At 64.0% G+C, this 22,261-nt stretch carries 22 protein-coding genes; 9 read left to right on the top strand and 13 right to left on the bottom strand.

Annotation, left to right across the window (positions count from 1 at the left end; translation table 11 throughout):
* The first annotated feature begins 67 nt into the window (after positions 1-67).
* The 3 genes from DQP56_RS01870 to DQP56_RS01860 are packed head-to-tail and all read left to right on the top strand — an operon-like array spanning position 68 to position 2,307.
* Positions 68-502, top strand: coding sequence for an FAS1-like dehydratase domain-containing protein (locus tag DQP56_RS01870; RefSeq protein ID WP_234825454.1), 435 nt, complete (start codon positions 68-70; stop codon positions 500-502).
* Positions 499-936: a MaoC/PaaZ C-terminal domain-containing protein gene (locus tag DQP56_RS01865; protein WP_112683288.1), complete on the top strand. Its 438-nt coding sequence runs from the start codon at positions 499-501 to the stop codon at positions 934-936. Before DQP56_RS01870 ends, DQP56_RS01865 begins: the two co-directional genes overlap by 4 nt.
* A 27-nt stretch (positions 937-963) precedes the next feature.
* The gene (locus tag DQP56_RS01860) at positions 964-2,307 is read left to right on the top strand and encodes a TetR/AcrR family transcriptional regulator (RefSeq protein ID WP_112683287.1); all 1,344 of its coding nucleotides are present in this window, start codon (positions 964-966) and stop codon (positions 2,305-2,307) included.
* Between the two features lie 23 nt (positions 2,308-2,330).
* Here DQP56_RS01860 and DQP56_RS01855 read toward each other — a convergent pair whose 3' ends face one another.
* Positions 2,331-3,485: an acyl-CoA dehydrogenase family protein gene (locus tag DQP56_RS01855; RefSeq protein ID WP_112683286.1), complete on the bottom strand. Its 1,155-nt coding sequence runs from the start codon at positions 3,483-3,485 to the stop codon at positions 2,331-2,333.
* 39 nt (positions 3,486-3,524) lie between these two features.
* Positions 3,525-4,736 (bottom strand): CaiB/BaiF CoA transferase family protein, encoded by a 1,212-nt coding sequence (locus tag DQP56_RS01850; protein ID WP_112683285.1) that lies wholly within the window; start codon positions 4,734-4,736, stop codon positions 3,525-3,527.
* Positions 4,737-4,985: 249 nt separating this feature from the next.
* Between DQP56_RS01850 and DQP56_RS01845 the strand changes: the two genes are divergently transcribed.
* Positions 4,986-5,762 (top strand): SDR family NAD(P)-dependent oxidoreductase, encoded by a 777-nt coding sequence (locus tag DQP56_RS01845; protein WP_112683335.1) that lies wholly within the window; start codon positions 4,986-4,988, stop codon positions 5,760-5,762.
* A 5-nt stretch (positions 5,763-5,767) separates the two neighbouring features.
* Here the strand turns inward: DQP56_RS01845 and DQP56_RS01840 are convergent, their stop codons facing one another.
* From DQP56_RS01840 to DQP56_RS01830, 3 genes are read right to left on the bottom strand one after another with little or no spacing between them, the layout of a single operon-like run.
* A complete protein-coding gene (locus tag DQP56_RS01840) occupies positions 5,768-6,649 on the bottom strand; it encodes a 3-carboxyethylcatechol 2,3-dioxygenase (protein ID WP_234825453.1) in 882 nt (293 codons plus the stop codon).
* An 18-nt stretch (positions 6,650-6,667) separates the two neighbouring features.
* The gene (locus DQP56_RS01835; RefSeq protein ID WP_112683284.1) at positions 6,668-6,862 is read right to left on the bottom strand and encodes a ferredoxin; all 195 of its coding nucleotides are present in this window, start codon (positions 6,860-6,862) and stop codon (positions 6,668-6,670) included.
* Complete coding sequence (locus DQP56_RS01830) at positions 6,859-8,025, bottom strand: cytochrome P450 (RefSeq protein ID WP_234825452.1); 1,167 nt, start codon at positions 8,023-8,025, stop codon at positions 6,859-6,861. Before DQP56_RS01830 ends, DQP56_RS01835 begins: the two co-directional genes overlap by 4 nt.
* Before the next feature lie 926 nt (positions 8,026-8,951).
* Here DQP56_RS01830 and DQP56_RS01825 point away from each other — a divergent pair.
* Both DQP56_RS01825 and DQP56_RS01820 read left to right on the top strand, forming a co-directional pair.
* Complete coding sequence (locus DQP56_RS01825) at positions 8,952-10,055, top strand: CaiB/BaiF CoA transferase family protein (protein ID WP_234825451.1); 1,104 nt, start codon at positions 8,952-8,954, stop codon at positions 10,053-10,055.
* Positions 10,056-10,363: 308 nt separating this feature from the next.
* Positions 10,364-10,945, top strand: coding sequence for a nuclear transport factor 2 family protein (locus tag DQP56_RS01820; RefSeq protein WP_112683281.1), 582 nt, complete (start codon positions 10,364-10,366; stop codon positions 10,943-10,945).
* A 387-nt stretch (positions 10,946-11,332) separates the two neighbouring features.
* On the opposite strand, the gene DQP56_RS01815 is transcribed toward DQP56_RS01820, so the two are convergent.
* The gene (locus DQP56_RS01815) at positions 11,333-11,962 is read right to left on the bottom strand and encodes a TetR/AcrR family transcriptional regulator (RefSeq protein WP_112683280.1); all 630 of its coding nucleotides are present in this window, start codon (positions 11,960-11,962) and stop codon (positions 11,333-11,335) included.
* Between the two features lie 293 nt (positions 11,963-12,255).
* On the opposite strand from DQP56_RS01815, the gene DQP56_RS01810 reads away from it, so the two are divergent.
* Positions 12,256-13,476 carry a cytochrome P450 gene (locus DQP56_RS01810; RefSeq protein ID WP_112683279.1) on the top strand — a complete coding sequence of 407 codons (1,221 nt, stop codon included), beginning with the start codon at positions 12,256-12,258 and terminating at the stop codon, positions 13,474-13,476.
* Positions 13,477-13,575: 99 nt separating this feature from the next.
* Entirely contained in the window at positions 13,576-14,592 is a 1,017-nt protein-coding gene (locus DQP56_RS01805; RefSeq protein WP_112683333.1) for an NAD-dependent epimerase/dehydratase family protein, read from the top strand.
* A gap of 120 nt (positions 14,593-14,712) precedes the next feature.
* On the opposite strand, the gene DQP56_RS01800 is transcribed toward DQP56_RS01805, so the two are convergent.
* From DQP56_RS01800 to DQP56_RS01785, 4 genes are all read right to left on the bottom strand, one after another.
* Positions 14,713-15,549 (bottom strand): enoyl-CoA hydratase/isomerase family protein, encoded by an 837-nt coding sequence (locus DQP56_RS01800; RefSeq protein ID WP_112683278.1) that lies wholly within the window; start codon positions 15,547-15,549, stop codon positions 14,713-14,715.
* The gene (locus tag DQP56_RS01795) at positions 15,542-16,369 is read right to left on the bottom strand and encodes an SDR family NAD(P)-dependent oxidoreductase (protein ID WP_112683277.1); all 828 of its coding nucleotides are present in this window, start codon (positions 16,367-16,369) and stop codon (positions 15,542-15,544) included. The genes DQP56_RS01800 and DQP56_RS01795 overlap by 8 nt, the downstream gene beginning before the upstream one ends.
* A 5-nt stretch (positions 16,370-16,374) precedes the next feature.
* The gene (locus DQP56_RS01790; RefSeq protein ID WP_112683276.1) at positions 16,375-17,244 is read right to left on the bottom strand and encodes a mycofactocin-coupled SDR family oxidoreductase; all 870 of its coding nucleotides are present in this window, start codon (positions 17,242-17,244) and stop codon (positions 16,375-16,377) included.
* A 91-nt stretch (positions 17,245-17,335) separates the two neighbouring features.
* Positions 17,336-17,896, bottom strand: a complete 561-nt coding sequence (locus DQP56_RS01785; RefSeq protein ID WP_234825450.1) for a TetR family transcriptional regulator — start codon at positions 17,894-17,896, stop codon at positions 17,336-17,338.
* 245 nt (positions 17,897-18,141) lie between these two features.
* Between DQP56_RS01785 and DQP56_RS01780 the strand changes: the two genes are divergently transcribed.
* Positions 18,142-18,954 carry an SDR family NAD(P)-dependent oxidoreductase gene (locus tag DQP56_RS01780; RefSeq protein WP_112683274.1) on the top strand — a complete coding sequence of 271 codons (813 nt, stop codon included), beginning with the start codon at positions 18,142-18,144 and terminating at the stop codon, positions 18,952-18,954.
* 17 nt (positions 18,955-18,971) lie between these two features.
* Here DQP56_RS01780 and DQP56_RS01775 read toward each other — a convergent pair whose 3' ends face one another.
* The 3 genes from DQP56_RS01775 to DQP56_RS01765 are packed head-to-tail and all read right to left on the bottom strand — an operon-like array spanning position 18,972 to position 22,255.
* Positions 18,972-20,147 (bottom strand): acyl-CoA dehydrogenase family protein, encoded by a 1,176-nt coding sequence (locus DQP56_RS01775; protein ID WP_112683273.1) that lies wholly within the window; start codon positions 20,145-20,147, stop codon positions 18,972-18,974.
* Positions 20,148-20,738: a flavin reductase family protein gene (locus tag DQP56_RS01770; RefSeq protein WP_112683272.1), complete on the bottom strand. Its 591-nt coding sequence runs from the start codon at positions 20,736-20,738 to the stop codon at positions 20,148-20,150.
* A gap of 26 nt (positions 20,739-20,764) precedes the next feature.
* On the bottom strand, positions 20,765-22,255 hold the full coding sequence (locus tag DQP56_RS01765; RefSeq protein ID WP_112683271.1) for an aldehyde dehydrogenase: 1,491 nt from the start codon (positions 22,253-22,255) through the stop codon (positions 20,765-20,767).
* Between the last annotated feature and the right edge of the window lie 6 nt (positions 22,256-22,261).

Genomic DNA, 22,261 nt, shown 5'->3' with positions numbered 1-22,261 from the left:
CGTCTACAGCTGGGAAATCCTAGTGCTGGGTTTCACTTCACGTGATTTTCTGACACTATTGGCCATCATGAGCCGATCGCTGGAACCCTCCACCGAGCCAAGTGCCGGTCAGCCGTGGGAGATGATCGTCGAACGCGGGAAGATCGCGGAGTTCGCCGACGCCATGCAATCCGACCAGCCGGCCTACCGCGGGTCCGACGCCATTATTCCGCCCACCTTTCTGACCACGGGCGGCCGCTGGGCCCCGCCCGGCGCCCGGATCGGTGTGGGGTTCGACCGCACGCGGCTGCTGCACGGCGAGCAGGAGTACATCTTCCATGGCGAGCTGCCCCGGGCCGGCGACACTCTGACCGCGCACGAAAAGATCGTCGACCGGTACTCCAAGCCTGGTAAGCGAGGCGGGACAATGCGGTTCGCGACCGTCGTCACCGAATACCGTTCACCGCAGGGCGCACTGGTGGTCGAGGCGCGAGCCACCTTCATCGAACGGGCGCGGCCGTGACCGCCGCCGCGCTGCGGGTCGGCGCTGAGGCCACGCCGCGCGAGTTCGGGCCGGTCACCCGCCAGATGCTCGTCCGCTACGCGGGGGCGTCCGGGGACCTCAACCCGATGCACTACGACGACGAGTTGGCGCACTCGGCCGGCTATCCGTCCGTCTTCGCCCAAGGCATGTTCACTGCCGCGCTGTTAGCCACCTTCGCAACCGACTGGCTCGGCGCGCGCACCCTCCGCCGATTTCGGGTGCGCTTCCGTGAGCAGGTCTGGCCCAACGATGTGCTGACCTGCTCCGGACGCATCACGGACCTGGCCGCCGAGGGGGAGAGGGATCGGGTCACAGTGGAGTTGGCCGCAGCCCGGCAAACCGGCGGTGCCGCGGTCACCGGGATCGCGGAGTTTTTGATTCCGCGAAACGCCGCACCGTGTGACGCGGGCTGAATCGCTCGGCCATAGGCTGGATTCATCATGTCCGAATCATCCATCGTCCGCCGCGCCAGCTACGGCCCCTCCAGCCCGGAGGTCGGTGTCCGGGGCGCCACGACGCGCAACCGGATCACCGAGGTGTCGCTGGAGTTGTTCGGCCGGCTGGGCTACTTTGACACGTCGGTCGACGCGATCGCCAAGGCCGCCGGTGTTTCCCGCGCGACGGCTTATCAATACTTCCAGGGCAAAGACGAGATCTTCCGCGAACTGCTCAACGAGTGTGGCGGCGCCCTGTTCCGGGTGGCGCGGCGAATCGGACCGTTGGGGCCTGACGAAATAGGCTTTGACAACCTCAACTGGTGGCTGGGTGAGTGGAGTTGGGTCTTCGAGAAGTACTCCACGATGTTCATCCAATGGACGGCGATCGCATCGTCGGACGCCAAGGTGCGCCCGGAAATCACCCGGTTTGTCCGCAGCTACAACCATCGCGTCGCCGAGCGGCTGGCCGCGTCGGGTATCCACGGCATCGATCCCGAGGTCGCGGCCATGACGATGACCGCGCTGGTCCACCGCATCAACCTGTTCGTCCACACCGGCCGCGCCTACGGCCGCAGCGCCAAGGCCGCAGTGGACACGTTGTCGGTCTTCCTTCAACTTGCGCTGTTCCCGGACACACCGCCGCAGGTGTTGGCGTCGTTGTCGCTACACACCAGCGCCGACCCGGCCGCCGACGTCGATGCGATTACGGTACCGCCCGCACCGAATGTCGACGGACTATCGATCACCGACCGCACGGCCGGTTTGAGCAAGCGCGCCATCAAGACGGTCACCGCCCTAGCCGACGCCGGCGCCGCGCAGTTCCGCGCGCGCGGCTACCGCAGCACCAACGTCGACGACATCGTCGAGGCCGCCGACGTCGCGCGGGGCACATTCTACAAATATTTCAGCGACAAGCAGGATCTGCTAGCCGCCGTCGGAGCCGAAATCTACGAATCTGGAAAGACTTTCGCTGCGCGGATCGCCGACGTCGACCCCCTGGGCGAGGAGCCGGCGCTGCGGAATTGGCTGGCCACGTATGCGGAGTTCTATGACCGCTATTCGGGCTGCATCGAGGCGTGGGCGGAGGGAACCGCCGACGGGCCCACCGTGGTTGCGATTGGTGAGAATGGCCAGGTGCTGATGGATATCGGTGCGGCGAGGATGCTGATCCACCGGCGTGGACCATACCCATTTGACCCGATCGTCGCGGCGCTCATCCTGCGCGCCTTAGTGACCCGGGTTCCGCAAGCGGCCCAGGATCTGCCCGAACCGATGAGCGACGACGAAATCGTTGATCTGCTGATGAGCAGTATCTCCCGGGGCTTCTTCGGTCGCGCGGCAAAGTGAGATCAGCGTAGTATTATCGGATCTTAGATCCCTCCGCGTGAGACCAGCTGCGCTGCAATGACATTGCGCTGGATCTCATTGGTGCCTTCACCCACGATCATCAGCGGCGCATCGCGAAAGTATCGCTCGACGTCGTACTCGGTGGAATAGCCGTAGCCACCGTGGATCCGGACCGCGTTCAGCGCAATCTCCATCGCCACCTCTGAGGCGAACAGCTTGGCCATACCGGCCTCCATGTCGCAACGCTGGCCGGCGTCGAACTTTTCGGCGGCATACCGGGTGAGTTGGCGTGCAGCGGTGAGTTTGGTCGCCATGTCGGCGAGATAATTGCCGATCGATTGGTGCTTCCAGATGGGCTGGCCGAAGCTCTCCCGTTGCTGGGCGTAGACCAACGCGTCCTCCAGTGCGGCGGTCGCGACGCCCAACGCGCGCGATGCCACCTGAATACGTCCGGTCTCAAGTCCTTTCATCATCTGGCCAAAGCCTTTGCCGGGTACCCCGCCGAGAATCGCTGAGGAGGGCACCCGGCAGTCATCGAACGACAATTCGCAGGATTCCACACCCTTGTAGCCGAGCTTGGGGAGATCGCGTGACACCGTTAAGCCTTCGCCGTGCTCCACCAGCAATACCGAGATGCCCTTGTGGCGCGGGGTGGCAGTGGGATCAGTCTTGCACAGCAGCGCAATAAGACCCGATCGCCGCGCGTTGCTGATCCAGGTCTTCGACCCATTGATCACCAGGTCGTCTCCGTCAGCGCGCGCGGTGGTTGTCATCGCCTGCAGGTCCGAGCCGCCGCCGGGTTCGGTGAGCGCCATGGTGGCGCGGATTTCACCGGTGGCCATCGGCGGCAGGTATTTCTGCTTCTGCTCTTCGGTGCCGAACAGCGAGATCAGCTTGGCGACCACGGTGTGGCCGCCCATTGCCCCGGCCAGGCTCATCCACCCGCGGGCCAGTTCCTGGGTGACTTCGACGTAGCAGGGCATCGAGACCGGCGAGCCGCCGTATTCTTCGGGGACGGCCAAGCCATAGATGCCGATTCGCTTCATCTGGTCGATCCACGTCTCGGGGTAGGTGTTGGCGTGTTCGACGTCGCGGATCGAGGGTTTGACGTCACGGTCGATGAACGCACGGATGGTCTCGACCAGGATGGTCTCTTCCTCGCTGAGTGTCGTGATCATCTGACTCCCTGGGAGAGTTGCTCGTTGGTGATTTTTTCGTCAGTTGGTGGAGGCATTGTCCAGTGTTGTCACTCGCTGGCGCACCAGGTCATCGATGTCGTCGGATGAATAACCCAACTCGCGCAAGATATCTCCGCTGTGGGCGCCGAGCGCGGGTACATCGCCGATCGGAACGTCGACACCGGACAATACGGCCGGAGGGAGTAGTCCCTCGACCATTCCGCCGGGTGCCCGAAACGGCCGTCGACGGTCTCGTTCGGCCAGTGCCGGATGGTTCCACAGCTGATCGGGGTTGTTCATCCGTGCGTTAGCCACGCCGGCCTTCTCCAACCGGTGTTCGAATTCGTCGGCAGTGAGCCCGGTGATCCCGGCGGTGATGATGGACTCGAGTTCGTCGCGATGTGCCAGCCGATCCGGGTTTTCGGCGAACCGCGGATCATTTACCAGCTCCGGTCTACCGAGCACGTCCTCGCACAATCGACGCCACTCGGGTTGGTTCTGGACGGCCAGGAGCACTGTGCCGCCGTCGCCGGCGGTGAACGGTCCGTAGGGCGCGATTGTTGCGTGGCGGGCTCCGGTGCGCTGCAGGGTGGTTCCGGTGCCGTAGTGGCTGTAATACATCGGCTGGCCCATCCACTCGGCCAGCGCGTCGAACAATGACACCGATACCGGTGCGACTTGCCCGGTGGTAGCTCGCATATACAGTGCGGTCAGCACACCGGAGTAGGCGAACATTCCCGCGGCGATGTCGGCGACGGAGATTCCGGCTCGGGCGACCTCTTCGGGCGAGCCGGTGGCCGACAACAGGCCGGCCTCGGCCTGCACCAACAGATCGTAGGCTTTGCGATGGCGCCACGGGCCATCGTTGCCGTAGCCGGTGATTGTGCAGACCACCAGCCCTGGGTTGGATTTCGCCATGGCCGTGGCGTCCAGCCCCATGCGCGCGGCCGCACCCGGCCCCAGGTTGTGCACCAGCACGTCGGCGCTGTCCAGTAACCGGCGGACGACACCTTGACCCTGCGCATGTTTGAGGTCGAGGGTGAGCGACTCCTTTCCCCGGTTCAGCCAAACGAAGTAGCTCGAGTCACCGTGTACGGTCCGGTCGTAGCCGCGCGCGAAGTCGCCGCCACCGGGGCGTTCGATCTTGATCACCCGGGCACCGAGGTCCGCGAGTTGACGGGTGGCATATGGAGCTGCCACCGCTTGCTCGATACCTACCACGGTGATACCCGTCAACGGCGCCTGGGTCATGAGACCGGTACTGACATTGTCATTGTGCGATGCTTCCCTGCATTAGGTGACATTAGCGTCAGAACAATCTTAACTCACGACGAGGGTGGGTTCGTAAAAGGTGAACTGCAAGGGATTGAAGTCAGTCGATGCTTGTGATTAAGTGACGAGAATGTCAGAATGCTACCCTCATGGCGATCGTGCCGAGTGGGTCGGTCGCTGGACGCCATCAAAACCGATAACGAAGAGGTGCCCGCTGTGGATCTGAGACTGAGTGGCAAGGCGTTCGTTGTGGTCGGCGGCACGGCGGGCATGGGCTTGGCGGGGGCTACCGCCCTTGCCGAAGACGGGGCCGCGGTAGCCGTGGTGGGCCGCAACGAGTCCAGGGCGAAGGATGCGGCTGCGGCACTTGCGGCCTCGGGGGCGGCCGCAGCCCACGGTCTGGTCTATGACGTGAGTGAGCCCGGCGCTGCCGTTGAGGCGGTCGCCGCGGCTGTCGAGTTGCTCGGCCGCCTGGACGGGATTGCGATCACCATGGGTACTGCTGGGATGATGCCGATCGACTCCGACGACGACGCTTGGGCCGCTGCATTCCGCGACGTACTGCTGGCAACTACCCGCAGCGTGCAGGCCGCACTGCCGCACCTGGTCAAGAGTAAAGGTGCGATCGTGACGACCGCGGCGTACTCGGCACGGTCACCGGAGGAACCCCGGCTGCCGTACGCCAGTCTCAAGGCCGCGGTGGCGACATTCACCAGGGGCATCGCGCGCAGCCACGGCAAGGAGGGCATCCGGGCCAACTGCGTTGCGCCGGGAGCGGTGGAAACCGATGCGCTGCACGCCCTTCGTGGGTACGTCGCGGAGAACAAGGGCTATCCGTACGAGGAGGCGTTGGAGCGGGCCCTGGTCGAGGATTTTGGTTTCGACGCGGCATTGCTGCGTCCCGGCCAGCCCGACGAGGTCGGTGCGCTGATCGCGTTCCTGCTGTCAGATCGATGCGGCTTCCTGACCGGCCAGACGATCGGCGTGGACGGTGGGGCGCCGTAAGGGCTTCATTCGAGATCACGACGAGGGTTTGGCGCAGAGGTAGCGACCGCCATCCCGGTGATCCATTCGGGGACCGGCTCGTAAACCAGCGGTATGACCGGCCTGCCTCCACCAGCGGCGCCGGCGGCCAGCCAGGTGCGGACTTCGTTGGCCCCCGCGCCGGCACGCGAGTGGGCGGTATCGACCAGGTCGACCAGGGCCGATGTGTTCCAGGTCGACATCGCTTGCAGCACTTCAGCATCCCAGTCCGGGCGGATCTTCGTCCGTGCCTCGGCCATCCCGTCGGCGATGATCCGGGAGCGCTCTTCGTCGCTGAGATCGTAGGTGTCGACCTCCAGGCTCGGCGGCGAATGTGACAGCCCGCCGGTGCCGATCACCAATACGCGCTGAGCATGTCCGTCGAGAAATTGCCCGACCGTCGCACCGAAATCGGCGACCCGGCGGCCGGTCGGCAGGGGAGCCGTAGCGCAATTCACCGGTAGCGGAATCACCGGTTTGGCGTCCAGCCCGCCCAGCAGATCCCGGATCGGCTGGGCGAAGGCATGGTCCAGTCCGATGTCGCGGCATACCGCGATGTCGAATCCGGCGGACAGCAGATGCTCGGACAACTCTCTGGCGAGTGCGGACGGCACGGTGAGCTCCCCGGCGCCATGACCGCCCTCGGCGATAACCGACCCGGACAGCGCCACCGCGAATGCGGGCACCACACGACGGAAGGCGCGGCGATGGTCCCCACCGAACACCACCACCACATCCGGATCGAACCGTCGAACCCCCTCGGCCGCCGCAGCCAGTGCGGCGCGAAACTTCTGGCCGAAGCGCTCCTCGACATCGCGCTCCTTACCCGGGCTGTGGCTTGCGCACACAACCAGTCGATCAGGTGTCACGCCGTCCCCCATACGCGCTCAATCGTCAACTGATATAGCCCCTTCGGGGCAGTTGGCCGCACCGGTACGTGCTGCCTCAACCTGGTTCAGCGGCACCGTGCCGGCACCGATCACGTGGCCGTACCCCTCGTCGTCGTCGACGAAGACACTCGGCGCAAGTGAATAGCACATGCCATGGCCCATGCACTTGTTTCGATCAATGGACACCTTCATGATGTTCGGCTCTCGATCGTCAGGTGCAGCGACTCAAGCCCGGTGGTGCCCCGCGGCCAGTGAACCCGCGGCGTTGTACCCGGGGTGACGTAATAATTGTGAATCCGCTTGTGCCATTCGTCGTAGAAGATCTGCATTTCCAATCGCGCCAGATGCGAGCCGAGGCAACGGTGCGGCCCCATGCCGAAGCTGACATGTGGGTTCTCGGACCGGTGGAAATCGATCTCGTAGGGATGCGGGAAGACTGCCTCGTCGCGGTTGGCCACCGCGAGGTAGCTCGTGATGCGACTACCTTCGGTCAGGGTGTGGCCCGCCAATTGCGTTTTCTCCGAGGTCACCCGGGGGAGAAACGGGGCGGGCGGGTCCAGTCGCAGCAGCTCTTCGGTTGCTGCAGGAATAAGTGACGGATCCTCGGCGATTTCGCGTCGCCTGTCCGGGTTTTGGGCCAACCGCTGCATGCCCATGCCGAGTGAATCCGTGACGGTGTCCAAGCCCGCGAGTACGAACAGGAAGCACAATCCGATGGCCTCTTCGTCTGACAGCGCGTCAGCGGGCTCGAGGTTGAGCACTTGGCTAAGAACGTCGTCGCCCGGCACGCCGCGCCGCTTGCCGATGAGTTCGGAGAGATACATGAATAGCTCAGCGGCTTTGACCATGCCTTCCTGGGCCGCTTCGTCCACCGATGTCTGGCCGTTGGCAGCACTGAGGTTCAACACGGCGTTCTTCCACTCAATGAACTGGTCACGCATGTCGAGCGGGAATCCGAACAGGGTGAGAAACACCTGGGTGGGAAACACCGCCGCGAGTTCGGAGACGAACTCGCATTCCCCCCGCTGCGCGATCGGCTCGATCAACTCGATGACCTGCTTGCGCAGATCGGGTTCCAGCGGCTTGATCACCCTGGGACTGAAGACAGGCTGCAGGATCCTGCGGTAGCGAGTCTGCTCCGGGGGATCGAACGCGATCGGTACCAGCGGCACCGGACTGGCCAGCACGTCGAAGGCCTTCTTCGACGAGAACACCAACGGGTCCTTCAGCATCAGTTCCACCAAGTCGCGACGAGTGGTGGCGTAGCCGTCCTCCACTTCGACGAGCGGGTGTGAGCTCAGGCTGCGCCAGGCTTCGTCGCGAGCCTCCGGCATGGGGAGGCTGTCGGTGGCCACTTTGGGTAGGGAGTCGGTACTCAAATCTGATCCTCGATTCCGTCTCAGCCCGGTCCCACTGGCGAAAGTCTCCGGATACATCGAAGTGTGTCAGTACTGTCAGAAATAGGCAAGACTGGACCAGCGAGCCATAATCTATCATGTGAGATTAATATGCTTTTATGCCTGGTAGGACAACCAGATCTGCCGCGTTGTCGAGTGCCGCTCAACATGTATACGCTGATGTCAGACAGCATCGGACCCTGGCTCCGATGGTTCAGCGGGCCGTCGCTGGAGGCGGTCTGCCCGGTTACGCCGGCCCGCAAGCTCGCGCCGCCGTTCTGCTGCCTTGCTACCAAACCCACCTTCCGCGAAACATTCAGTGCCCCTTGGTGACGGGGTGACGATGAGAATGGAGAATCGCTAATGGCACTGGCGATAACCGAGTACTACCGCGCGCTTGCCGAGGTTGCCAAGGCGGTGGTCGCCGGGCGTGCCGGGACGGCAGGTACCCGCCGCGTGCCGCTCGAGGCCTGCTGCGCGAGCCAATGTAGACCGGAGAATCTCCATGATCTGCCCCATCACCGGAATCGGACGCACCGCTCGACGGCGTCGCCGCCGAGAGTCCGATCCGAAGCGGTCTGAGAACTCCGGCCTCGGTGCCATCTTTACCGGTGTCTGGAACACCCTGCAGTTCGTCGGCACCCGGATGATGGAGTCCGGCCGTAGCGGTACCAGCGTCGCCACCAGCGCCATGGCCGGCTTGACGGCGTCAACCAACGGGAGCGGTGGTGCAGACGCCTATGCCACCGGATCTTGGCCCCGACGTCGTCCTCACCCAGTTTATCTAGGTGTGCACGTTCGTCAGATCGTGATACCGCACCTGCTGAACTGTCCTATAAGCCCAATCAGTTACCCGTATTACGGCGGCCTTTAATATGAACAACATGTCAGAATCTAAGCCTCATGGGACGCTGCGAGGACTCGCTCTTGCGGGGATACGAGTCGTCGAACTGGCGGGGATGGGGCCGGGGCCCCATGCTGCCATGGTGCTGGCCGATCTGGGCGCAGACGTCGTGCGTGTCCAACGGCCCGGGCAGACGGGTGGCCCGGCAAATCCACAATTGCGGGGCCGACGGTTCGTGGAGGCGGATCTGAAGGACCCAACCGACCATGCGGAGGTTCGACGGCTCATCGACCGGGCTGACGTGCTGATCGAGGGGTTCCGGCCCGGTGTCACCGAGCGGCTCGGTCTGGGGCCCGAAGTCTGCTCGGCCACGAACCCGGCTCTGATCTATCTGCGAATGACCGGGTGGGGACAGACAGGGCCGCGCGCCCAGGAGGCGGGTCACGATATCAACTACATAGGACTGGTCGGGTTGCTCCACGCGATCGGCCCCGCTGAGCAGCCCCCGGTCCCGCCGTTGAATCTGGTCGGTGATTACGGCGGAGGCTCGATGCCCGCTGTCATCGGGGTTCTGGCCGCGCTCATAGAGCGCCACGCCTCGGGCCGCGGCCAAGTGATCGACGCCGCCATCGTCAACGGCGCGGCCCAACTCGCGCAGGCGATCTGGTCAATGCGTGCCGATGGTCGATGGTCGGAAGATAGGGGCACCAATATCTTTGACGGATCGGCCCCGTTCTACCGCACCTACCGCTGCGCGGACGGTCGCTACGTTGCAGTCGGCGCGCTCGAGCCGGAGTTCTTCGCGGAGATGTTGGCGGGGTTGGATATCTCCCCCGAGACTGTCGGTGCGCAGCGTGACAAGTCGGGGTGGCCGGCGATGCACTCGCTGTTGTCGGAAGCATTCGCGCAACGGTCCCGCGATGAGTGGTCCGAGGTGTTCGCGGGCACAGATGCATGCGTGACGCCGGTGTTGAGCATGGTTGAAGCGGCTTCTGACGGTCACTTGTCCGACCGCGGCGTGTTCATTGAGATCGATGGTGTGACGCAGCCTGCGCCGGCCCCCCACTTCTCCCGAACACCGCAGAGACTGCCATCGGGTCCGCCCGGTAGGAGCGAAACGCTCAACACCGTTTGGCGGGACTGAAAGTAACGCGGTCGCCGGTCGACCCTGAGCTGCGGTATCAACAAAATTCTGCAAAATCTGACATCAACGTCATATTCGATCAGTAGGATCACGCGGTACATGAGGTGCATCAACGCGACGTAAAGTACGGAACTACTTCGTTGTCGTGGCCTCGGGTTTCGGGCATAGCTAGTGTATGTGCCGAAAATCGATGGGTAATTCTGACAGCATGTACACTTTACGCGAGAACGGCGCACTCATCGGCGGACGGCGGGGCAGGGGTTTTCCCGATCTGTGGCCGCCGACGACGGCTAAGGAAGGGCATCAGGATGGCGGACCGCGACGAGGTCGAACGGGAGTTCCGGCGCTACTACATGATCGGGCCCGTGCTGGAGGACTGGGTCGGATGGGCGAATCTGTTCACCGACGACGCCACCTACTTCGACCATTACTATGGCACGTTCACCGGACCAGGTGAGATCGCGCCGTACCTTGAGGGCACTATGGGCGCGTCGCCCATGGTGTACACGGTGCTGAAGTGGTACGTCATCGACGGAGATCGCGTGGTGTACGAATGCGTCAACCGTGCCGATAATCCCGAGCCCGGGGCGCCGCCGATCGATTTCCCCTCGTACCAGATCGTCGACTACGCCGGCGGAGGCCAATGGAGCCGGGAAGAAGACATCTGGATCATGGGCGAGATGAAGCGGTTTGCGCAGCGCTATCGAGATGCCGAGCGCTCATTTCCTCAGACCCTCGAGGACAAGCTCAGTCGGCGAGACTGGGGGCCATGGGTCGATTGGGCGAGACCGCAGCAGGGACATCAGGCCCGCCCATCGTGGTCAACCAAGTCAGATTTCACACCGTTTCGCGGCATTGGTGACATCGATTTCGGTATCCGTTCGCACTGAGAGGTCCCGTCAACGGCTCTTGCGGCGACCGTGCGTACGGGGCAGGCCGTCCTGTCGGTCATCGTGGTTGGGAAGGTAAGACTGCAACTCCGCCGACGCCGTGAACGCGGGTTGGTAGTGGGGAACTCAGTGATGAAGGGCAATGCCGGCTTGCTGCAGCCGTGGGCGGTGTCGATTTTGCGGGCCGAGGTGATGGCGGCGCCCGCCTGCGGCCAAGACGATCTGGACCTCAAACGAGGTCTTCCCCAGTGACGTGTGGGCCGTCGTCGGCCGCTCAGCCGCCCGACGTGGTGGTTGGCCGCGGTCGCCGAAGTCGCCGATGCCGCAACGCTGATCGCCCACGTGTACGCCAGCGGACCATTTCAAGGCGGCCGCGGCGGGGGTCCGTCAGCGTGCAGGTGGGGCTAGGGCGGTGGGCAGAAAAGCGCGAAGCAGTCCTTCGTCGCCGCCGTGCTCCGGTTTGCCCGGATCGGCAATGAGACTAAAGCAGATGCGGGTCGTCCAGTGCGTCAGCGTTTCTGGCGGGACGTCATCGCGGACTTCGCCTTCTGCGGCAGCTTCGGCAAAACGTTGGCCGAGGCTTGCACGTAAATCCTCACGCCAAATTTCGGAAGCCTCGGCGGCGCGATGGGTGCGCGTCAATTCATCCCCAGCGATGAGCATCCTCATAGCCGGAGAGTTGCGCGCTGCCTCCAGCCCTACCAGCAAGGCCTTGACTAACCGCTCGGAGAATGGCTCGTCGGAGTCGAAGTACGGGTCCGCTGCAGCGATGACGCCGGCGACCGCACGCACAAAGCATGCGGCGAGGACGGCATCGCGGTTTGGGAAGTAGCTGTAGACCGTGGTGCGGTGTACTCCAGCCTCATGAGCAATGTGCGTCATCGTAGTGCGGCTGGGGCCGTGTCTGGCGTAACAGGTTTCGGCGGCCTGGAGCAGCCGTTCACGTGCCTGCTCCTCGTCGACGGGCAGATCGGCGCCCCAGCGCGCCGCCCGTGCGGTGCCGCTGTGCATGGCCATAAGAGATATCCCATCAGCTCTCGGCTGTTCGGGACAACCATCTTGACCGAAACGACACTACTCCATAATCTGTTGCGTAAACTACATTTGATCGATCAATGTCGTTTACGCCGCGACGTGCGGCGTTCCCTGTGGTGGTGACGCGACGAGAGGATTTTGCCTGTGACTATTGAGCATGGCCTATGCCTCCGCGTCGATAGTGAAGTGCCCGAATCGATATCGACCTTGCCCGCTGCGTGTCAGGAGGGCAGTGGCGCCGCTGACTTCACGGGAAACAACGCAAGGAGTAGGCAATGACCGATACCCGTACCGAACCGCAGCAGCGCGCCGAGGTGGACCTCGACCACCATTCGCCGGAGTTCCGTGAGGATCCGCACGGAACATTTCGTAGGATGCGGGAATCAGGTTGTCCGGTCGCACATTCGCCCCATTATGACGGCTTTTGGACACTAGCTGATTACGCTTCGGTCTTCGAAGCGGCCCGAGATGACGCCCTGTTCAACTCCCATCCGTCGGTCGCCGTGCCGGCCAGTGAGCTGCCCTTGCCGATCCTACCGATCGAATCCGACCCGCCGGAGACCCAGGAGTTACGCGAGGCGACCCTGCGGCGATTCTCCCCCGGGGCGGCGGAGCGGTTCCGGGCGGCCGCCGTCGAGATGACCACCGAGGCGATCGACGCCTTCATCGAACGCGGTCAGTGCGACGTGGTGGGCGAGCTGACCACACCGTTGCCGGCGCGCCTGATCCTGCGGTTGCTGGAATTCGATGAAAGCCGAGCCATGGAATGGGTGTCCTGGGTGCACACCACCGTGCACGACCGCGCCCACGACCCGGAGAAAGCCGGAATTGCCGGCATGGAGATGTTCGGCGAGATCGTCAAACACATGGAACAACGACGCGCCGAGGGCCTCGGCGACGAGCTGTTCAGCGACATCCTGCGCGGCACACTGGACGACAAGCCGCTCGACGACGGCCAGATCACCATGTACACCGTGATGATGATGCTGGGCGCCATGGACACCACCAGCGGGTTCACCGGCAATGTGCTGCTGAGGCTGTGCCAGGACACCGAACTGCGCCAACAATTCATCGCCGACCCGAGTCTGATCAAGAAGGGCACCGACGAACTGCTCCGGCTCTACACCCCTACGCTCGGACTGGCTCGCACCGTCTCCCGTGAAGCGGAGTTCCACGGCCAGCCGCTGTGTAAGGGGGATCGGGCGATCCTGATGTGGGCGGCCGCCAACCGAGATCCGGCCATGTTCGAAGACCCCGAGACACTGGACCTGTCCCGCCCGAACGCCAAGAAGCACATGGCGTTCGGAGTGGGCATGCACCGTTGCCTGGGCTCGCACTACGCCAAGATGATGTTCGAGGTCATGCTAAGTCAGATACTGGAACGGCTACTCGACTTCGAACTCGCAGGCGAGCCAAGGTTCTTCGATGATGCTGGCGAGGTCTACGCGGTGCGGGAACTGCCCATAAAATTCACCCCCGGCGCCCGTATCAGCTGACATCGGACGAGAACCCTCATCCTGCCCGACGGGTATCAGCGGTGGGCGTGAGTTGGGAGTTCGGGTTGACAGCAGACTGGTATAGGACGGCAGGTGGTGATGGGTCGCATGAAGTTGGTCATCGGGGCCAGCGGGTTTTTGGGGTCGCATGTCGTGCGGCAATTGGTCGAGCGTGGTGAGTCGGTACGGGTTCTACTTCGTCGCACCAGCTCCACCAGGGCCATCGATGACCTCGAGGTGGAACGCCGGTATGGCGACCTATTCGATGACGGCGCGATGCGCGACGCCATGGAAGGTTGCGACGATGTCTATTACTGTGTCGTGGACGCTCGAGCATGGCTGCGCGACCCGACCGATCTTTTTCGCACCAACGTCGAAGGTCTGCGTCGGGTTCTGGATGTCGCGGTCGGCGCCGATCTGCGCCGGTTCGTGTTCACCAGCACGATCGGCACCATCGCGTTATCCGAGGATGATCTTGCCACCGAAGACGAGCCGTTCAACTGGCTCGATCGGGGTGGCGCCTACATTCGCTCGCGCGTCGACGCCGAGAATCTGGTGCTGGACTATGCCCGCGAGCGTGGTCTGCCGGCGGTCGCACTGTGTGTTTCCAACACCTATGGCCCCGGCGACTGGCAACCCACTCCGCACGGATCATTGCTTGCCGCGGCCGCCGCGGGGAAGATGCCTGTCTACGTCAAGGACATGGCGATGGAAGTCGTCGGCATCGAAGACGCCGCCCACGCGCTGATCCTCGCCGCCGAGCGCGGCGGCGTCGGCGAGCGCTACATCATCTCCGAACGGTTCATCAGTGCCCGCGAATTGTATGAAACCGCCGCCGACGCCGGTCGAGCCAAGCGCCCGAGGTTCGGAATCCCGCTCAAAGTCATGTACGTCTTGGGTTTTGGCGGAGATGTAGCCGCAACGGTGCTTCGTCGCGACATGGTGCTTTCGAGGCTGAGCGTGCGGCTGATGCACATCATGTCGCCGATGGATCACAGCAAGGCCGAGCGGGACTTGGGGTGGCATCCCGAACCGATCCACGACTCGATACGCAAAGCCGTGCAGTTTTATCGCAGCCGCGCGGCCGCCGACAGGCCTGCCTCGCGGGCACGGTAGCTCAGGTGCCGTTGCCGTGGCAGCAATCACCACACCCAAGTGTTGGTGGCGCGACGAGCGAGCGCGACGTCATGCCGACCGCAAAAGGGAAGGGCGTCAGGAGGTATCGTCGGGCCCGCGTCACAACCGGCCGTCGATCTGTAGGTCGGGATGGACCCACGTTGGGGAACGGCGGTCTTTGAAGGCGAGGAAACCTTCGATTGCCTCTTTGCCTTCGAGGCTGGTGCGCATACCCACTCGGTCGTAGAGGCCCAGGTAGCTGTCCAGGCTTCCTTTGACCAACCGGCGGGCGCCGGGGGCGGTTCGGCAGCATTGAGCCAGTATCTCGCGCGCGGAGTCCATCAACTCGGCATGGGGCACCACCCGCGCAACCATGCCCCAGTCGAGGGCTTCCTGCGCCGCGAGGGTCCGGCCCGTCATCATCAGGTCACGGGCGCGGACGGGACCGATGAGCCGAGCCAGGAGGTGGCTGTAGTAGGTATCGGCGATGCCCCGGAACAGTTCGGGCACCCGGAAGGTGGCGCGATCGCTGACGACGGCGATGTCGCTGCACATCGCGATCATCAGGCCGCCACCCTGGCAGAGCCCGTTGACCGCTGCCACCACCGGCTTGGAGGACTGGCGGAGGGTATCGAACGGTGTCACATCCATCGACAACGTGGCGGCGAAGTCCATCCAGTCGTCGACACCGTTCTGTCCGAGATCCCCCCCGGGGGCGAACACGTCGCCGGTCCCGGTGATCAGCAGGCCCGCGAGGTCGTTGTCGTTCTCGACGCGAGTGGTCGCGTAGCGGATGCCGAAGTACATCGCCGGGGTCATTGCATTGCGGGCCTGCGGGCGGTCGAGCGTGCAGATAGCGAACGGTCCTTGGCGCTCGAAGCTCAGGTAGGGCGTACCGAGCCAGTCGCCTTCGGGTGGGCGGGGCCCAGTGCTGGTCAATTCGGTGGTTTCAGACATCGATTCTCCTGTGGGGCAGATCGCAACCGGTGAGTTCGGCGGACCGTTTCCAAAGACGTTGCGCATCAGCGGGATAAAGGGCGTGTGCACGCAGCCTCGTTGGCCTCGGTTTGCCCCACTGGTGGGCGAGTCCTCGTGGCGCGATGTAGGTACCGTTGGGCAGGTTGGTGCTGACCGCCTGGATGGTTGAGCGCGCTCCATCGCTGATGCTCTGGCCGACGTGCGGAGAGATCACTCTGCCGGCCCAGCGCACAAGGCGGCTGCCGTCGCGCGTGATATCACTGGCGACCATCCCCGGATCGGCCGCATACGCGGTGCGGCCACGCCGAACCAGTTCCCGGACGAACAGCAGATTGGCGAGTTTGGACTCGCCGTAAGCCGACCATGGGTTGTAGCGTCGGCGTTGCCAGTTCAGGTCGTCCAGATGTAGGCGGGCCAGCGCGTAGTTACTGCTGGCAACTACCACGATGCGATCGCGGATCCGGTCGCCGAGCAGACACGTCAGCGCAAAGTGACCGAGATGGTTCGTTCCGATGTGCGCCTCGAACCCGTCCGCCGTTCGGGTCAGGGGCAAACCCAGTACACCGGCGTTGTTCACCAGAACGTCAACGGAATCCACCGAATCGGCGAATGTTCGCACGCTGGACAGATCGGCGAGATCGAGGTGGCGTACCTCGACGTCACCCGCCATCTGGGCAGCTGCCTGCTTGCCTTTGGTGACGGTTCGGCACGCGATGACCACTTGATGACCCGCCGCCGCCAGTGCGGTCGCGGTCGCCTTCCCGACCCCGCTGTTGGCGCCGGTGACAATGACTCGCATCGGCTTTACAGCGACGTTGGCCCGTCGGGGAACTTGACTAGTGCACCCGCGTCGATGCGGATCTGCTGCCCGGTGATGTAGCGAGCCTCGTCGCTGGCCAGGAAGACCGCCAGATTGGCGACGTCAACCGGTTCGATGTACGGGATCGGCATCGCCTGGAAGTAGGTGAACGCCGGCTCCACGTCCTCGCGGGTCGGGTGCTCGAGGTCGGGCCGGAAGATTCCGTACATGCCATCGTTGTGCATCAGGTGGGTGTTGACGTTGGTCGGATGGATGGCGTTGACCCGAATGAAACGTGATGCCAGATGCATCGACATCTCTTCGACATAACCGATCAGCGTCTTCTTCGACCAGGAGTATCCGGCACCGCCGGGGCCCATGACCGGGTTCGACGTGGTGCCCGGCATCATGCCCGCGGTAGAACCGGTCACGATGATCGACCCGCCCTCGCCCAGGTGCGTGATCGCGACCGCGATGGTGTTCATGACGCCGACGAGGTCCACGTCGGTCGAGTCGACGAAATCCGAGGGGTGGGGGTCGCCGAGGGCCATCGGCAGGATGCCGGCGTTGGCGACGACAATGTCGAGTCGGCCGAACTGCGCGATGCCCGTCTCCAAGGCGTCCCGCAACTGGTCACGCTCGCGGACATCGGCTTTCACCGCGACGATGCCAGCGCCCAGCTCGGTGACCAACTTGGTCGTCTCGTCGAGGTCCTGCTGCGTCGCCAGCGGGTACTTATTGGACTTGATCTGTTCGCAGATGTCGACCGCGATGATGTCAGCGCCTTCCTCGGCCATCCGGACAGCGTGTGCGCGACCTTGGCCGCGGGCCGCGCCGGTGATGAATGCGACCTTTCCTGCAAGACGGCTGCTCATCGAAATCCCACCTCGTTATTCTGTCAGTTACTGACAAAGTAACCGTCGGTGGCGACGGGCACAAGCCCGACCGAAAAGTGACGTGGCGGACTTACCCCAGCGATGCGGTCAGCGAGGCGAAGAAGGCCTCCGCGGCCTGGCCGACTTGAGCGGGAGTCAGAGTCGAGCGGCTCCAGAGTTCGATCACGGCCATGTCGGCGCCGGCGATGACACCGGCATAGAGTCGCGGACGGGCGTCGTGGGCGGCGTCGACTCCCAGCGACACCGAGCAGTATGCCGCCAAGGCGTCGAGTAAGCCTTCCTGGCGTTCACCCCGGGTGCGCGCGAGGACGTCCGGCGCTTCCGCGGCGGCCGCACGCCATAGGTTCACGGCATCGAGGTCCGCTCTTCCCGCGCCGAAACGCGAACGGATCGCCTCCCATGCGGTGGTCAGTGGCGTCGGGCTGGGCTCGAGCGAAGCGATCGTGTCGACGGTGGCCGCTAACTCGCGTCGCGCGTAGGCGAGCAGGAAGTCCTCTTTGGTCGGGAAGTACCGGAACAACGTTCGCGCCGAAACGCCCGCTTCCTCGGCGATCTCGTCGATCGTGACGCTGCGAAACCCGCGCGCGGCGAACAGCGTGAGTGCGATCCGTTCGTACTCGTCAAACAGCACGCGTCGCCGCCGCTGCCATCCCGGGGCGCTCGATACTTCCGGCACCGGGACATTCTGCATCTTCCTCGGTATGGCCGCATCGGTCTGCGCTCTCGGGGAACTGCACTCTGCTTCCCGCCAATACCGCGCTACGCCCCAACTATGTGGCAGTGTACTGTCATATAACCGGGCGGTCGGTGCGCATCACTGATGTCGTGGTGTGTGTAATGGCGGACCGTCGCACCGGCAACTGAACGAGACGGCTGATGGCGAAGACGATCATCATTACCGGCGCCAGCGACGGGATTGGGCGCGCGGCGGCACTTGCTCTGCATCGCGCCGGTCACACGGTCGCCGTGGTCGGACGTTCGATCGATAAGACGCGGGCGATCGCGAACGAAGTCGGCGGGCCGTATCACGTCTGCGATTTCGCGCACCTCGGCGATGTTCGGCAACTGGCAGCGGAGTTACTGGAGCAATACCCGGTTATCGACGTCTTGTGCAACAACGCCGGCGGCATCATGGGGAAGCGTCAAAGCACGGTCGACGGACACGAAATGACGCTTCAAGTCAATCACTTGGCGCCGTTCCTGCTGACCACATTGCTCCTGCCACGGCTCCTCGTGAACAAAGCAACGGTGATCGCGACGTCGAGCAGCGTCAACCGAGGCGGCCGGATCCGATCAGACGACTTTGATCCGCACCGAAAGTATTCAGCCACCAGCGCATATTCGGCCGCGAAGTTGGCGAACATCCTGTTCACCAGAGAACTTCACCGACGATATGGCCAAGCCGGGGTTGCCGCCGTGTCATTCGAACCCGGCCCCGTGGCGTCGAATTTCGGCGCCGACTCGACGATCCTCATGCGACTGCTGTACCACTCGGTCGCCAACCGCGTTCTACTGGCGCCCGAACGGGGCGCGGACACTTTGGTGTGGTTGGCCGAGTCGACGCCGGGACTCGACTGGTCTCCAGGCTTGCACTACAAGAAGCGACGACCTGCAGCAGCAAACCGTTCAGCTGATGACGTGGCGCTCGGGGCAAGCTTCTGGGAGCAAAGCCAGCTGATGGTGGCTTGATCTACTCGGCAGCACTCCTATCGCAACAGTGAACGGGCGACGACTTCCCGCTGCACCTCGCTGGCACCTTCACCAAGACGTTTGACCCGCAGGTCGCGGAACCAGCGTTCTAGCGGGAGCTCGGTGGAAAGTCCTAACGCGCCGTGGATCTGGATGCATCGGTCAAGAACTTGGTAGGCCACCTCGGTGCCGTACAACTTGGCGATGGACGCGTCGGTGCGTACATCAGGGCGGCCCAGGTCGGCGTTCCACGCCGCTTGATACATCAGCAGCCGTGCGGCACGCAACTCGACTTCGCTGTTGACGAGCATCCACTGAATGCCCTGCTTGTCAGCGAGCTTGCCGCCGAACACTTCCCGTTCGCGGGACCACTGACAGGCCTCCTGGAGCGCCAGTTGCGCGATACCGATCGGGCCAGCGGCGTAGATGATCCGGCCATGGACCAGGAAGTCACTCGCCAGGGCGAATCCCTGGCCCTCTTCGCCGATCAGCTGGTCAATCGGAATCCGGACGTCGTCGAAGTGAAGCTCATAGGGAGCAAATGAAGCCATCACTCCGATGCGGTTGAAAGTGATTCCAGGCGTGTCTTTTTCGACGATAAAGCACGAGATCCCGCTGCGGCCCTCGCCGGTACGGGCGTACACGACACCCCAGTCGGCGCCCGGTGCGTGTGAAATCCACATCTTCGAGCCGTTGAGCACATAGGCATCACCGTCGCGCACAGCCTTGAGCTGAATCGCTCGGGCCGGATCAGATCCGCCGGCGGCTTCGGTGATCGCGGTGTACGCCTTGGTCATGGTGCCGTCGATGATGGGGCGAGCGTACTTGTCGAACTGCTCGGGTGACGCCTTGAACATGACGTTGGGGGGGTTTCCGCCGAACGCGCCGAGTGCCGGGAAGAATGCCCCCATCCGGCATTTGGATGCCTCCTCGCCGACCACGACCTGACCGAGGACGCTCAGTCCAGCACCGCCAAATTCCTCGGGCGTCTGTAGTGCCCACAGTCCGAGTTCGCGCGCCTTGGCCTGCAGTTCGACGAGGTGTTCTCGCGGCAGGCCGACGGTGTCGTGATCGAGCTTCTCCTCAACGGGATGAACGTATGCCGTCATGAACCGCCGCACGGTGTCGCGCAGCATGACCAGCTCGTCCGGAAGCTGCCAGGCCCCCGTCGTTCCGGGCTCCGGGCGGGTCATCTATGCCCGCTGCGCCGTGCCGGCCCGGTGTTGGCGGGCGTTCTCCAACTGCGGAACGTGGTTGGCCTCGTACTGCTCGATCCAGTCGTTCGGCAGCTTGCCCCACGCCTCGCCGATCCGCAGCCGTTGCGCCGGACTGAATACTTCGGCGGCCACCACGTCGCCGACGAAGATGGTGTTTTCGTCATTGTCGAGCGAGCCGGTGATCCGGCATTCCACATAGCTGTGCGCATCCAGCAGGATCGGGGCACCGGTGACGCCCGGCTTGGTCCGCAGCTTTGAGATCTTGTCGCCGTCGCGGCCCGAGCTGCCGCCCAGGGTCATCAGGATCTCGAGCGATTTGTCGATGTCATCGGGACCTGCCGACAGCATGTGCATCGCGAAAACCCCTGAGCTCAGCAGCATGTCATGGGTTCTGTTGTACTTGGTCAGGCTGACGGTAGCTCGCGGCAACTCCGGCACAATGCTGGCCGAGCCGGCCGACAGTGACATCAGTCCGTTGGCGAAGCCGTTGTCGGTCGTGGTGACGGCGACCGGAAAGGGCCGCAGGCCGGCCAGCACGTTGTTGGCCGCATCGATGTCGAAGCTCATGGTGTTCTCCCTAATTGTCTTCACGCTCATCCGAGCGTGAATGGATCACGGGTTTCCCCGGACAGCTCCACCCACACCGCCTTGGTCTCGGTGAAATCTTTGATGGCCTCGATGCCGTTCTCACGGCCGATGCCGCTGTGCCCAATGCCGCCGAATGGCACATGGGGTGCGACAACGCGGTATGCGTTGACCCACACGGTCCCCGCTCGTAGCTTGGCTGCCACCCGGTGGGCCCGGTGGACGTCTTTGGTCCATACCGCCCCGGCGAGGCCGAACTCGGTGGCGTTTGCCGCGGCGACAGCTTCGTCCTCGTCTCGGAAGGTCATCACGGTGAGCACCGGGCCGAAGATCTCCTCGGCGACCGCCCGCATCGACGGGTTCACCCCGGTGAGCACGGTGGGTTTGACGAAGAAACCCCCGAGGTCGCCGGCGGGTTCGCCGCCGTAGGCAATCGTTGCGCCCTGCTCGCGCGCGGAAGCGAAATGCGACAGCACCTTTTCGTACTGGGGCGCATTGGCCACCGGCCCCATTTCGGTGCTGGGATCTTTCGGGTCGCCGAGCTTGATCGTTGACGCCCGCGCGACGATCCTGTCCACCAATGCATCGGCCACGTTCTCGTGCACCAGCAGGCGCGCCCCGGCCAGGCAGGTCTGGCCGGTGGCGGCGAATACGCCCGCGATCACACCGTTGGCCGCCGCAGCGAGGTCGGCGTCGTCGAAGACCACCTGCGCCGACTTGCCGCCCAGCTCCAGGCTGAACCGCGTCATATTCTCGATCGCGGCTTTGCCGACCTGAATCCCGGTCGCGGTCGAGCCGGTGAACGCGATCTTGTCCACACCCGGGTGCGCCGCCAGTGCCGCACCCGTCTCGGGCCCCCATCCGGTGACGACGTTGATCACCCCGGCCGGGAAGCCCGCCTCGGCGAACAACGTCGCGAACGCCAGCGTCGAGGCCGGCGTGTGGTCACTGGGCTTGACCACGAATGTGCAGCCGGCTGCCAGGCCGGCAGCCAGTTTCCAGGTCAGTAGCAACAGCGGCGAGTTCCACGGGGTGATCGCGCCGACGACTCCGACCGGTTCGTGGCGGGAGTAGACGAGGTAATTGGGCTTGTCGGTCGGGATCACCTCGCCCTGCAGCTTGTCGGCCAGACCCGCATAGTAGAAGTAGTAGTCGGGCAGCGAGCGCATCTGACCGACCATCTCGCGCACCAGTTTCCCGCCGTCGCGGACCTCCAGATCGGCCAGGGCCTCGGCTTCGCGCGCGATGATTTCGCCGAGTCGCCAGATGAGCTTGCCGCGGGCGGTCGCGGTGAGCTGACCCCACGGTCCGGCCAGAGCGGCCCGTGCGGCAGCCACCGCGCGGTCGACGTCGGCGGCGCCCGCATCGGGGACCCTGACCCAAGGACGGCCGGTGAACGGGTCGACGCTGTCGTAGGTCGCACCGGAGGCGGCAGCGGTCTGTTCGCCACCGATCAGCAATGTGAAGGCAGCCAGTTGTTCGGCCGCGGTGTCAGTCATCGTCGT

Origin of the sequence: Mycolicibacter senuensis, assembly GCF_003284925.1 — a bacterium.
In the GTDB taxonomy this organism is placed as follows: Bacteria; Actinomycetota; Actinomycetes; order Mycobacteriales; family Mycobacteriaceae; genus Mycobacterium; species Mycobacterium algericum_A.
Note: the sequence above shows the minus strand (reverse complement) of the source record. Positions and strands in the feature narration are given on the sequence as shown.

Coding starts and splice junctions, on each gene's coding strand:
- DQP56_RS01825 (WP_234825451.1), top strand. CDS start 8,952: ATGTCAGAATCTAAGCCTCATGGGACGCTGCGAGGACTCGCTCTTGCG.
- DQP56_RS01870 (WP_234825454.1), top strand. CDS start 68: ATGAGCCGATCGCTGGAACCCTCCACCGAGCCAAGTGCCGGTCAGCCG.
- DQP56_RS01805 (WP_112683333.1), top strand. CDS start 13,576: ATGGGTCGCATGAAGTTGGTCATCGGGGCCAGCGGGTTTTTGGGGTCG.
- DQP56_RS01780 (WP_112683274.1), top strand. CDS start 18,142: ATGGCGAAGACGATCATCATTACCGGCGCCAGCGACGGGATTGGGCGC.
- DQP56_RS01795 (WP_112683277.1), bottom strand. CDS start 16,369: ATGCGAGTCATTGTCACCGGCGCCAACAGCGGGGTCGGGAAGGCGACC.
- DQP56_RS01860 (WP_112683287.1), top strand. CDS start 964: ATGTCCGAATCATCCATCGTCCGCCGCGCCAGCTACGGCCCCTCCAGC.
- DQP56_RS01765 (WP_112683271.1), bottom strand. CDS start 22,255: ATGACTGACACCGCGGCCGAACAACTGGCTGCCTTCACATTGCTGATC.
- DQP56_RS01810 (WP_112683279.1), top strand. CDS start 12,256: ATGACCGATACCCGTACCGAACCGCAGCAGCGCGCCGAGGTGGACCTC.
- DQP56_RS01790 (WP_112683276.1), bottom strand. CDS start 17,244: ATGAGCAGCCGTCTTGCAGGAAAGGTCGCATTCATCACCGGCGCGGCC.
- DQP56_RS01815 (WP_112683280.1), bottom strand. CDS start 11,962: ATGGCCATGCACAGCGGCACCGCACGGGCGGCGCGCTGGGGCGCCGAT.
- DQP56_RS01820 (WP_112683281.1), top strand. CDS start 10,364: ATGGCGGACCGCGACGAGGTCGAACGGGAGTTCCGGCGCTACTACATG.
- DQP56_RS01835 (WP_112683284.1), bottom strand. CDS start 6,862: ATGAAGGTGTCCATTGATCGAAACAAGTGCATGGGCCATGGCATGTGC.
- DQP56_RS01775 (WP_112683273.1), bottom strand. CDS start 20,147: ATGACCCGCCCGGAGCCCGGAACGACGGGGGCCTGGCAGCTTCCGGAC.
- DQP56_RS01800 (WP_112683278.1), bottom strand. CDS start 15,549: ATGTCTGAAACCACCGAATTGACCAGCACTGGGCCCCGCCCACCCGAA.
- DQP56_RS01850 (WP_112683285.1), bottom strand. CDS start 4,736: ATGACCCAGGCGCCGTTGACGGGTATCACCGTGGTAGGTATCGAGCAA.
- DQP56_RS01855 (WP_112683286.1), bottom strand. CDS start 3,485: ATGATCACGACACTCAGCGAGGAAGAGACCATCCTGGTCGAGACCATC.
- DQP56_RS01770 (WP_112683272.1), bottom strand. CDS start 20,738: ATGAGCTTCGACATCGATGCGGCCAACAACGTGCTGGCCGGCCTGCGG.